The organism is Acinetobacter sichuanensis, assembly GCF_003024515.2.
GTDB lineage: Bacteria > Pseudomonadota > Gammaproteobacteria > Pseudomonadales > Moraxellaceae > Acinetobacter > Acinetobacter sichuanensis.
Window position 1 is genome coordinate 29823 of the sequence record NZ_PYIX02000020.1, and the last position, 11900, is coordinate 41722.

An 11900-nucleotide genomic window follows, 5' to 3' on the forward strand; every position below is an offset into this window, starting at 1 on the left:
TTAATCTTAATCCATTTTAAAGCTTTGTACTAAAGGCAATACTTTGACAGGTGAAAGCGGTGCCTCACGAGTTAAATTTAAGCCTAATTTTTGTGCAAAAAGTTCTGCCACTAAATTCACCCCAGTATGTTGGGTATATGCAAATCCGCCCGCAGGACGTGCATTAATTTCTAAAATATGCCATTTTTGATGTTGGTCTTGTTTAAACTGAATATTAATTAAACCGTCGCAATTAAAATGTTGAACGAGTTGTGTGCAAATTTCATGACAAGGATGATCTAAAAAACACACTTGATGAAATTGATGTTTAATACGTGTGACTTGTGCCAAAACTTTACCATGATCACAAGCAATATCAACAGAACACTCTTCACCATTCAAATACGGCATAATCAAGTATTCAATACCTTGTTGAAGCTGTGCATACGCTTCGATAAATTGTTGTGTATTGGCAACAAAAGGTGATTTAAAGTGTTGAAAATAATCAATATCATTTTTTAAATGTACAAAGCCTGCTCCATATACGCCATGTACAGGTTTGGCACAAATTTCACCAAACTGCGCTTGAGCAGTTTCAATGGCATTTTTTAAACTTGTCGTTGAATCTACTTTAAATGCAGGAATATAGGGTAAATTTAATGCTTTACATTTTTCTGTGAAAGCGTATTTATCATCCATAAGTTTAAGTTCAGCTAAGGACGATGCACCTGTAACTAATTGAATATTATGTTGTTTAAATTGTTCACGATAAGGTTCAATGTATTGGGCTCTTTTACCACAAAATAACAGATGAACTTTGTGAAAAATACATTGTTCTAACAACCATGCTGCAGACTCTTCAATAGGTGGTTGATGTATAAATAAATCTGCGATATTTAACAGCTCAGGGCGCTGCAAATTGTGTGAACAGATGATATGCAGTTGAGTGTTTAAAGTGGAATTTTTTAAAGCAGCAATAATATCTTTTTGACAGGAAAAACTTTCAGCAATCCAAACAGTAAAATAATTTTTCACAGTCAGTTTTATTCTCAAGTAAGTTAAATTTAAAAAAATTAAAGTTTAATAATAAATTTCTTGGATATTATTTTGTATATTTCTCGATATAAGAGAAAATAAAACAATTACAAAAAATTATCTCAGAAGCTAGGTAATCAATTATTAAAATCTTTTGCAATATATAATTAAAATAGAATCACTTGCAATCTTTTTTTAAAGCTGCTTTGTTTATATTTTTGTTAAAAAAAAGAATTATATGCTTTGGTATGTCACATTTTTATGATAAAAATGAGTTATTCAAATATATTAAATCAGAGTAATTTAAATTTTGATTTCATTGGGAAATTCACTTTTTATAGATTTATAACAATGGCTTTGAGGATAATATGCAATTGATTGCAGGTAGTAATATTGGACTAAATCAACAAAATGTTGAAATTTTAATAAAAACAAATGTCCCAGCGCATGTCGATTTAGACATCACTGCTTATTTGTTAAACCAAACCACACAAAAAGTTCGTGGTGATCAGGATATGATTTTCTACGGACAAAAACAGACCACTAATCAAAGTGTAATCTTAACTGAATCTAACAGTAAAGCACCTTATCAGAGTAAATTAAGCTTTAATACGGCTTTAATTGATCCTCAAATCAGTAAAATTGTAATTTGTGCCACTTTAAATGAACCGCATGCAGTTCATGTACTTGCTCCAATTCATATCGAGTTACAGGAAAATGGGCAAACAGTTGCAACAGCAATTGTGGAAACTCAACAAAAGTCTGAGAAAGCTTTGATTTTGGCTGAAGTTTATAAGCATAATGAAAAGTGGAAATTTCGTTTTGTGAATCAGGGTTTTAATGGTGGGTTAAAACCACTCGCTGAAAATTTTGGTGTTGAAATTGCAGCAGAAACAACACAAGCTGCGCCAACGCCAACGCCAACGCCAACGCCAACGCCAACGCCAACGCCAACGCCAACGCCAACGCCAACGCCAAGCTCAAGTTTAAATTTATCTAAAATTAAATTAGACAAAACCAATTCAAGTATTAACCTGACTAAAAAAGGCTCAGGTTTCGGTAAAATTTCAGTAAATCTAAACTGGAATCAAGGGCAACAAGCCCAATCTGGTTCATTTTTTAAGAAGTTAGTGGGTGGAAATAAAACAGTCGATCTCGATTTGGGTGCAATGATTCAGTTCAAAGGCGGTCAGATTGCATTGGTACAGCCATTGGGTAATCAGTTTGGACATTATGATCGTCCGCCATTCATTTATTTAGATGGTGATGATCGTACTGGCGCCGTGACGACAGGCGAGAACTTGCATATTAATGGTGATCGTTGGGATGAAATTGAGCGTGTAGTGATCTATACCTATATTTATTCGGGTGCAGCACAATGGGCTGCAACAGATGGTGTCGTGACGATTCGTATCCCAAATCAGCCTGAAATTGAAGTGCGTTTAACAGATGGTAATCATTTGACGACTTGCGCTATTGTTGAGTTAAAAAATATCGCGGGTAGTATTCAGGCAAATCGTGAGGTGCGTTATTTTAAAGATCAACAATATTTAGATCAGCATTACAGGTTTGGCTTCCGTTGGACACAAGGATCTAAAGATTAAAATTTGATTTATTTTTTATATTTAAGTTCATAAGAGAAAGGGCAGAAATACATGGCTATTACTTTAAATAAAGGTGGTAATTTATCACTAAGCAAAACAGATCCATCATTATCACAAGTACTTGTGGGTTTAGGTTGGGATGCTCGTGCAACAGATGGTGCGGATTTTGACTTAGACGCTTCAGCATTTTTATTGGGCGCAAATGATAAAGTTCGTGGTGAACATGACTTTATTTTTTATAACCAAACACGTTCTCCTGAAGGTTCTGTGGAACATACAGGCGATAACCGTACAGGTGATGGCGATGGTGATGATGAATCCGTCAAAATTAACTTGGGTTTAGTACCTGCGGATATTCAAAAAATTGCGATTACGGTGACGATTCATGATGCAGAGCAACGTGGTCAAAACTTCGGTCAAGTACAAAATGCATTTATTCGTATTGTTAATGATCAAAGTCAAGTCGAAATCGTTCGTTTTGACTTGAATGAAGATTATTCAACTGAAACAGCAATGGTATTTGGTGAATTGTATCGTCATAACGGTGAATGGAAATTCCGTGCTGTAGGTCAGGGCTATGCAGGTGGTTTGCGTGCAATGTGCCATCAATATGGCATTAGCATCTAAACGTTGAGTGGAATGAATGAAGCATTTTAGATTTTCGATCTTATTCACCATTATCTGTTTAGCAATTTCAGCATATTGGGGATTTACTCACGGACCTGATGCAGGTCTGATGATGATGTTTAAAGTATTGGCAATTACGGGTATTTTAGCCATCATGGAAGTGTCATTGTCATTTGATAATGCCGTTGTGAATGCTTCTGTACTTAAACATTGGGATATGTTTTGGCGTAAGTTATTCTTAACTGTCGGAATCATCGTTGCTGTATTTGGTATGCGATTGGTTTTTCCATTGCTCATTGTTGGTGTAACCGCAGACATGAGTATGGTTGAAGTGGCTAAGTTAGCACTGAATGACCCTAAAACTTATTCTGAAAAATTGATGGATCATCATGCTGAAATTGCTGCCTTTGGTGGTATTTTCCTATTATTGGTCTTTTTAAACTTCCTCTTTGATGATGAAAAAGATGAACATTGGTTTCATTGGATCGAGTCTAAATTAGCAGATTTAGGTAGCATTCAAGCGATTTCAGTTTTTATTTCACTGGTTGTGTTGTTGGTGATCGCAGGTTTTGTACCAGAAGCACAGCGTTTAGTTGTGGTTATGGCAGGAATCTGGGGAATCGTGGTCTATGTGGGTGTGCAGGTCATTGGACATTTACTTGAAGGCAGTGGTTCTGATGACGAAGATGAAGATGAAAAATCTTCAAATGGCAACGCAACAGTTACAGGCACGGTTGTAAAAGGTGGTATTGGTGGCTTCTTATATTTAGAAGTTTTAGATGCATCTTTTAGCTTTGACGGGGTCATTGGTGCATTTGCAATTACCAATGATGTTGTTGTGATTATGTTAGGTTTGGCAATAGGTGCGATGTTTGTTCGTTCTATGACCATTTACCTAGTTGAAAAAGGCACATTGGATGCCTATGTATATCTAGAGCATGGTGCGCATTATGCGATTGGTGCTTTAGCATTGATTATGCTCGCAAGTGGTACAGGTGTGCATGTACCTGAAGTTGTAACAGGATTGATTGGTGTAGCGTTTATTGTATGGGCGGTATTATCATCAATTTCGTATAGCAAGAAACAGCAAAAGTTAGAATCAACACAAGAAGGAAATTAAGACATGGCGATTAGCTTATCTAAAGGCGGTAACATTAACTTATCTAAAACTGCACCTACGATGAATAAAGTAGATTTAGGTTTAGGTTGGAACCCACGTGTAACTGATGGTAAAGCATTTGACTTAGATGCAGTCGCATTTTTAACAGATGAAAATGGCAAAGTCACAGGTGATGGCGATTTTATTTTCTTTAACCAAAAAGTATCTCCATGTGGTTCTGTAACGCATCAAGGTGATAACCGTACAGGTGATGGTGACGGTGATGATGAAACGATTTCTGTAGACTTGTCTAAAGTTCCTGCAAATATTGCGAAAGTTGTCTTTGCAGTTACCATTCACGAAGGTCAACAAAACGGTCAAAACTTTGGTCAAGTTGACCGTGCTTATATCCGTGTCATCAACCAAGATGCGAACGGTGAAGAGCTTGCGCGTTTTGACTTATCTGAAGATGGTAGCACTGAAGTTGCGATGATTTTTGGTGAATTATACCGTCACAGCGGTGAGTGGAAATTCAAAGCTGTAGGTCAAGGCTTTAACGGTGGCTTAGGCGCATTGGCTGCAAGCTATGGTGTTGCCGTTTAATCTGTAAAAACAGTATAAAACAGAGTACTAAAAGAGCAATCTTTTAGTACTTGAAAATAATTTTATAGTCTTTGTATTTTATAAAAATCGTTTTAAATCGATTATTTTCAAGTACTAAAATAGAGAATGATATATGCAACTTGTTTCAGGACAAAAGTTCGTACTGACCCAACTGTTACAATCTACATCAGAATTGAGTGTACGTGTTCAAGTGCAAGCAAGTTTTGAAATTGATATTTCTAGCTTTGGCTTAGGGCAGCATGATCAGCTTTATCATGATGATTATATGACTTTTTATAATCAGCCAAAAACGCCTGAAAATGAAGTGCAATATTTTCAGCAAGCACAGCAACATATTTTTAAATTGGATCTCAGTCAAATTGATACTGAAAAAACGCCCCGTTTTGTGATTTGTGCGACAACAGATCAAACAACTTTAAATTATATCCAATCTATTCAAGTTGAGTTAGTCAATGCTGAGCAGCAAGTTGTAGCACATTATCCATTAAATAGTGCTCATTTTCAGCAAGAAAAAGCGGCTATGTTGTGTGAAATCTACTTTAAAAATGACGCTTGGCGTATGGCGGCGGTTGGGCAAGGTTTTAATGGTGGTTTAAAAGCGTTAGTTGAGCATTTTGGTGGTGAAGTTGCAGATGAAACTGCTTCTCCTATCGAAAATACCGTAACTCAAAACCATGTACCTGCAACGACATCGACTTTAGATTTAAAGAAAAAAGTAGTGTTAGATAAAATTGAGAAATCTGCCCCACAGCTTTTAGAACTCACTAAAAAATCTTTGATCAGTTTAGAAAAGAATAACTTACTCAATGTGAAAGCACGGGTAGCACTTGTTTTAGACTATTCAGGTTCAATGAATCAGCAATATAAAAAAGGTGATGTGCAAAAAGTTCTTGATCGGATTATGCCTTTAGCGGTGAATTTTGATGATGATGGTCGTTTTGAATGTTGGGCATTTGCACAGCATGCTTTACGTTTAAGCGATGTACATTTAGGCAATTTAAAAAACTATATCAACACAGAACAGGGCGGGCATAAAAAATGGGATGCTGGCGCACGTTTTAATAATGAACCTGCGGCACTGAATGCGGTGATTGATTATTTTATTCAAGAAAGCCCATCCGATTTGCCTGTTTATGTGGTGTTTATTTCGGATGGTGGTGTATCTGAAACTAAAAAAATTAAACAAATTTTAAAAGATATATCCAATCAAGCAATTTTTTGGCAGTTTGTGGGCATTGGTGGTCGAAACTATGGTGTCTTAGAACAGTTAGATGAGATGTCGGGACGTGTGATTGATAATTGTAATTTCTTTGCAATGGACAATATCGACAGTATGCCTGAGTCGCAACTTTATGATTTGTTATTAAATGAATTTCCAATGTGGCTCAAAGCTGCGCAACAAAAAAATATAATCAAGTAGGACAAAGAGCAATGGCAACATTTACCTTAGTTGGTAGTCCAGAACCTTTTTTACATGTCAGTATGAAACGTGGTGAATCGATTTATTGTGAATCAGATGCCATGGTCATGGTTGAGCAAAATCTCGAAGTGACAGGTAAGTTACGTGGCGGTGTATTTCAGGCGTTTATGCGTAAATTTACCTCAGGCGAATCTTTGTTTCAGCAGCAAATCAAAGCTTCAAATGGAGATGGTGAATGTTTGTTGTCACCAAATTTAGATGGAGATATGCAAATTTTAGATGTTGGGCAAAGGCAATATATTTTGTCAGACGGTGCATTTGTCGCTGCAACTGAACATACCAATATTAAAGCGAAAGTACAGAGTAATATTGGTGGTGCATTATTTGGCGGCACAGGTGGCTTTGTGGTGATGGAAACAGGTGGGCAGGGGCAAGTCTGTATTTCAGGCAGTGGTACCTTGCTTGAGTTAGATATTACCCCTGAACAAGGTGAAGTCACCATTGATAATGGTCATGTTGCAGCTTGGGATGCGTCTTTAAACTATAACATTGGTATGCCGACTTCAGGCGGCGGTGGTATTGTGGGCAATATTTTTAATAGCTTAACAAGCGGTGAAGGTTTAGTGATTAAGTTTCGTGGGCATGGCAAAGTGATTGTATGCTCTAGAAATCGTGCAAGTTATTTACAATGGTTGGCATCGGCTTTAGGTCGTGGAAACTCAAACTGAAGGAAACAATAAATGGGTATTAGTCTAGTAAAAGGTCAAAAAATTTCGTTAGAAAAACCAGATGGTTCTTCATTAACAAAAATTTATTTGGGTGCAGGTTGGGACGTGGCTAAAGGCGGTGGCTTTTTAGGTGGTCTATTTGGTGGCGGCGGTGGCTCTATTGATTTAGATGCTTCGGCAATTTTATTTGATGCCAATAAACAAGTGCTTGATAATGTTTGGTTTGCTCAGCTTCGTAGTCGTGATGGCAGTATTCAGCATTCTGGTGATAACTTAACAGGTGAAGGCGATGGTGATGACGAGAAAATCTTTGTAGATTTGACGCGTGTTCCTGATCAAGTTCAGCAAATCGTATTTACGATTAGTAGCTTCCGTGGTCAAACTTTTGAAAAAGTAGAGAATGCCTTTTGTCGTTTAGTCGATGAAACCACTAACACTGAAGTTGCAAAATATAATTTGTCAGCACAAGGTAATTATACTGCTTTGATTATTGCGAAAGTATATCGTCATAATGGTGCTTGGAAAATGTCAGCCTTGGGTGAGTCTTGTCAAGGCAAAACGATTCATGACATCGTACCTTCGGTATTGCCATTGTTGTAATTGATTATTTTTTATGACATAAAAGCCTAATTTTTAGAAATTGGGCTTTTCTACATAGGTTGCATGCTTTTGGTTTAGTTGTAATAAAAATAATGCATTTGCTATAACTGCGTTCAATAGTGAAAATATATTTTAAATAGGCGAATCATCATGCCAAGTATTATGATTGAAGTCAGACAACATTATACAGTTGATACTGAACTAGAAATAATGGAGGCTGTGCATAAAGCCTTTAGAGATGCTTTTAAAATTTTGCCTTATGATCGTAATATACGTTTTATAGAACATGAACCACAGCGTTTTCAATGTCCGCCAGATAAAGACAAACCTGAATTTTATACATTGATCACAATTGATGCTTTTATTGGGCGTTCTTTAGATGCAAAGCGAAAGTTATATGAAAATATTGTCAATAATCTTGCACCTTTAGGCATACCAAAAAATCATGTCAAAATAATATTACGTGAAATTCCTGCGGAAAATTTTGGTATACGTGGGGGAAAAGCGGCATGTGATATAGATTTAGATTTTAATATAAATGTTTAAAAATAAAAAAATAAGGTGTGATGATGAATAAAAATGTTTATATTTTTCAGGGAGAACGTGCAATATTTAGCTCGGCTGTATTTTCAAATATAGTACAAGCTACAGAGTGGATTGAAAAAAATAATTTAAGTGGGATTTTAACGGAATATATTCTGGATTATCCAGTATATGATTGGGCGGTTGATCAGGGTTATTTTAAACCCAAGTCTGAGATCGACTGTTCTTCTCAGTTTATTGGTAGATTTAGTTCAGCTTATCAAAAACATTGGCATTATATTGATGGTAAAATTGAGCAAGAATAAAGCCCACCCAAAACTTATTTAAGTGAGCTTCATGCTATTTTTTTATTTTGCGTTGGCAGCTTCAGTCTGGTTTTGTGCTGTGTTCTGACGTTTTGTCAAAATTACATGTGCCACGATACCAATACAAATGCCCCAAAATACTGAACTGAGACCTAAGAAGCTCATTCCTGAAGCCGTTGCTAAAAAAGTCAGTAAAGCAGCATCACGTTGACTTTCATTTTTCATTGCAGCAGAGATGTTAATCGCAATCGCACCCAGTAAGGCTAAACCTGCTAATGCAGCGACTAATTCTTTGGGTAATAATGTAAAAAGCATCACAATACTTCCTGCAAATAAACCACCTAAGATATAAAAAATACCATTGGCAATCCCTGCAATATAACGTTTTTCTTTCAGTTCATGTGCATCTTTACCCATACAAAGTGCCGCAGTAATCGAGGCAAGAACAATGGTAATTCCACCTACGCATGCAACAGCCATAGATGCCAGACTGGTTGCTGTGATGATCGGTTTAGCAGGGGTGTCGTAGCCACTTAACTTCATAATCGCCATACCGGGTAGAAATTGCCCAGATAAGCTCACCAATGTCAGCGGAATAGCAAGGTTAAGCGTTGAGTTCCAAGTCCATTCAGGCATGATGAATTGTGGAATAGCGAGAGAAAAATCGACATCAACGGGATTCATTTTGCCTAAAGCTAAACTTAAAATCACACCTGAAACAAGCACAAAAACCATGGCATAACGAGGGCTGAGTCTTTTTGCGACCAAATAAACCAAAAGCATGCCAAAAACAATCATTGGCATGGTGTCTGTGGCTTTAAATAAACCTAGCCCAAACTGAAATAAAATACCTGCCATCATGCCTGCGGCAACATCTTGTGGAATCCATTTGAGTAATTTATCAAAAGAACCTGAAATTCCAATCAAGAAAATAATCACTGCAGACGTGATATATGCAGCAACAGCTTCATTGAGTGATATATGTGGAAATAGTGTGACCAATAAAGCTGTTCCGGGAGCAGACCACGCTGTGATCACAGGAACTTTAAATTTAATGGATAAAAATATTCCAGCGACTGCAGCGCCAATAGAAATGCCCCAGATCCATGAAATCATCATGGCATTGCTGACATGGGCTTGTTGTGCTGCTTGGAAAAAGATAATGAGTGGACCTGAGTACGAAATCAAGACTGCTAAGAAACCAGCAACTGTAGCTGAAATTGACCAGTCCTGTTTTAGGGTCTTAAACAGGGTTGCCATTGGGCATTTGCCTCCATGCGTGTTTAATTCAATGATCCTGCTGAATTGTGTTTAAAATTATGTAGCATTTAGAAAAAGTTAAATCCACATCGTAATGTAGATTTAAGTATTTAAAAAATAAAATGGGTGATCGGTTTAGCCCTGATCTCCACCACCGACAGGAACGACAGTACCTGTAATATAAGATGAGTCATCTGAGGCTAAAAATAAAATTGCATTCACTTGTTCTTGGATCGTGCCGTAGCGTCCTAAGAAAGTTCGATCAATGGTTTGATCAACCACTTGTTGCATCCATTGTTTTTCATTTTCAGATAAAGGATTGCTATTGCGAGGTACTTTTCGAGGTGGTGCTTCGGTGCCGCCTGTTGCTACAGCATTGATACGGATACCATCTTTCGCATGTTCAAAAGCCATTGCAGCAGTTAAGGCATTTACACCACCTTTAGATGCAGAATAAGGTACACGGTTGATACCACGTGTCGCGATTGAAGATACATTAACAATCGTACCTTTCTGATTTTTCAACATTTCTGGTAAAACTGCACGACAGCACCATAATGTTGGGAATAAAGAACGATTCACTTCCTTAATAATTTCTTCTTCAGAAAATTCTTGGAAGGGTTTCATCCAAATTGCACCACCGACATTGTTGATTAAAACATCAACACGACCGTATTTTTCAATTGCTTTAGCCACAACAGATTGAGCACCTGCAAAAGTTTCTAAATCTGCTTTAATCGTGATCGCATCACCTTGATGCTGCAAAATTTCAGCTAAAACTTCATCTACAATTTCAGAGCGATCTGCGAGGATCACTTGTGCGCCTTCAGCAGCAACTTGCAGCGCAACACCACGACCAATCCCTTGAGCAGCACCTGTAACAATAACAACTTTATTTAAAAATCTTTGACGATCTGACATTTTTTTCTCCATGCTCAATTTTTTAAAACCGAATATTTAAAAACCTCGTTTTGAGTGCAAAACGAGGTTTGTGGAAAGCTTAGTTTGCAGAGAATTTTTCAAATAAGAAGTTTGCAGGTTTTACACCTTCTTGGTCTAACCAGCCACGAACGGCTTCGACCATTGGAACTGGACCACAAAGGTAAACGTCAACATCACCACCATTGAGCCATTCATTTTCAATATGACCTGTCACATAACCTTTACGTTCATGTGTAGAGTCAGCATGTGCTACAACAGTACGATATTCAAACCATGGTAATTTTGCTTGTAACTCGTTAAGTTTTTCAATCGCAACTAAGTCAAAATCATTGGTTACACCGAAAACAAGACGTACAGGTTGTTCAGAACCTTTTTCTTCTAGAACTTGTAGCATTGACATAAATGGTGCAATACCTGTACCACCTGCAAGCATAAGAACAGGGCGAACAACATTACGTAAATAGAAGCTACCAAAAGGACCTGTGAATGTCATTTTGTCGCCAGCTTGAGCATTGGCACTTAAAAACTCGCTCATCTTACCATTAGGTACATTACGTACAACAAAGCCTGTTAAGCGGTTGCCTGGTTTTGAGCTAAATGAATAAGAGCGTGTTTCTGCTGTGCCTGGTAGCGCAACATTGACATATTGTCCTGCAAGGAAATGAATATCTGGCTGACCTTCATCAAGTTGAATATCAAAGGTAATAGTCGATTCAGATAAGTTTTCTACACGTGCTAAAGTGCCTTGGAACTCGTGAATCTGAGTTTTACAGACATCAGAAGTTGCTTGAATCTGGAATACTGCATCTGAAGTTGGTTTACATTGGCAAGCTAAAATATAGCCTTCTTCTGCTTCTTCAGGTGTTAAAGCATCTTCAATATAGTTTTCTTCAGGCATGTCATAAGAGCCAGACTCACAAAACGCACGACACGTTCCGCAAGCACCATCACGGCAATCTAAAGGAATGTTAATTTTTTGACGATATGCAGCATCTGATAAGGTTTCACCTTGAGCGACACTGATAAAACGCGTTACGCCATCTTCAAATTGAAGTGCAACATTATGGTTTGACATGGCTAGAATCCTACTTAAATTTTGATACTTCTGACATTCGCCAAATGGGAGTTTGACGA

At 37.4% G+C, this 11900-nt stretch carries 13 protein-coding genes; 9 read left to right on the plus strand and 4 right to left on the minus strand.

Annotated features, from left to right (window positions below; all coding sequences use genetic code 11):
• Positions 1 to 6: 6 nt before the first annotated feature.
• A complete protein-coding gene (locus tag C9E89_RS12445) occupies positions 7 to 1014 on the minus strand; it encodes an ATP-grasp domain-containing protein (RefSeq protein ID WP_107008665.1) in 1008 nt (335 codons plus the stop codon).
• Positions 1015 to 1382: 368 nt separating this feature from the next.
• On the opposite strand from C9E89_RS12445, the gene C9E89_RS12450 reads away from it, so the two are divergent.
• The 9 genes from C9E89_RS12450 (at position 1383) to C9E89_RS12490 (ending at position 8564) form a co-directional block, all read left to right on the plus strand.
• The gene (locus C9E89_RS12450) at positions 1383 to 2618 is read left to right on the plus strand and encodes a TerD family protein (RefSeq protein ID WP_107008666.1); all 1236 of its coding nucleotides are present in this window, start codon (positions 1383 to 1385) and stop codon (positions 2616 to 2618) included.
• Between the two features lie 51 nt (positions 2619 to 2669).
• Positions 2670 to 3245, plus strand: coding sequence for a TerD family protein (locus C9E89_RS12455; RefSeq protein WP_107008667.1), 576 nt, complete (start codon positions 2670 to 2672; stop codon positions 3243 to 3245).
• Between the two features lie 16 nt (positions 3246 to 3261).
• A complete protein-coding gene (locus tag C9E89_RS12460) occupies positions 3262 to 4365 on the plus strand; it encodes a DUF475 domain-containing protein (protein ID WP_107008668.1) in 1104 nt (367 codons plus the stop codon).
• Between the two features lie 3 nt (positions 4366 to 4368).
• On the plus strand, positions 4369 to 4947 hold the full coding sequence (locus C9E89_RS12465) for a TerD family protein (protein WP_107008669.1): 579 nt from the start codon (positions 4369 to 4371) through the stop codon (positions 4945 to 4947).
• Positions 4948 to 5080: 133 nt separating this feature from the next.
• Positions 5081 to 6388 carry a vWA domain-containing protein gene (locus tag C9E89_RS12470; RefSeq protein WP_107008670.1) on the plus strand — a complete coding sequence of 436 codons (1308 nt, stop codon included), beginning with the start codon at positions 5081 to 5083 and terminating at the stop codon, positions 6386 to 6388.
• Positions 6389 to 6399: 11 nt separating this feature from the next.
• Positions 6400 to 7116 carry a TIGR00266 family protein gene (locus C9E89_RS12475; protein WP_107008709.1) on the plus strand — a complete coding sequence of 239 codons (717 nt, stop codon included), beginning with the start codon at positions 6400 to 6402 and terminating at the stop codon, positions 7114 to 7116.
• Between the two features lie 12 nt (positions 7117 to 7128).
• Positions 7129 to 7716 carry a TerD family protein gene (locus C9E89_RS12480; RefSeq protein ID WP_107008671.1) on the plus strand — a complete coding sequence of 196 codons (588 nt, stop codon included), beginning with the start codon at positions 7129 to 7131 and terminating at the stop codon, positions 7714 to 7716.
• Between the two features lie 150 nt (positions 7717 to 7866).
• Positions 7867 to 8262, plus strand: coding sequence for a tautomerase family protein (locus C9E89_RS12485; RefSeq protein ID WP_107008672.1), 396 nt, complete (start codon positions 7867 to 7869; stop codon positions 8260 to 8262).
• Positions 8263 to 8285: 23 nt separating this feature from the next.
• Entirely contained in the window at positions 8286 to 8564 is a 279-nt protein-coding gene (locus C9E89_RS12490; RefSeq protein WP_107008673.1) for a DUF7710 domain-containing protein, read from the plus strand.
• Between the two features lie 42 nt (positions 8565 to 8606).
• On the opposite strand, the gene benE is transcribed toward C9E89_RS12490, so the two are convergent.
• From benE to benC, 3 genes are all read right to left on the minus strand, one after another.
• Positions 8607 to 9824 (minus strand): benzoate/H(+) symporter BenE, encoded by a 1218-nt coding sequence (benE, locus tag C9E89_RS12495; RefSeq protein WP_107008674.1) that lies wholly within the window; start codon positions 9822 to 9824, stop codon positions 8607 to 8609.
• Between the two features lie 135 nt (positions 9825 to 9959).
• Positions 9960 to 10745 carry a benzoate diol dehydrogenase BenD gene (benD, locus tag C9E89_RS12500; RefSeq protein ID WP_107008675.1) on the minus strand — a complete coding sequence of 262 codons (786 nt, stop codon included), beginning with the start codon at positions 10743 to 10745 and terminating at the stop codon, positions 9960 to 9962.
• Positions 10746 to 10824: 79 nt separating this feature from the next.
• Positions 10825 to 11841 carry a benzoate 1,2-dioxygenase electron transfer component BenC gene (gene benC / locus C9E89_RS12505; RefSeq protein ID WP_107008676.1) on the minus strand — a complete coding sequence of 339 codons (1017 nt, stop codon included), beginning with the start codon at positions 11839 to 11841 and terminating at the stop codon, positions 10825 to 10827.
• Between the last annotated feature and the right edge of the window lie 59 nt (positions 11842 to 11900).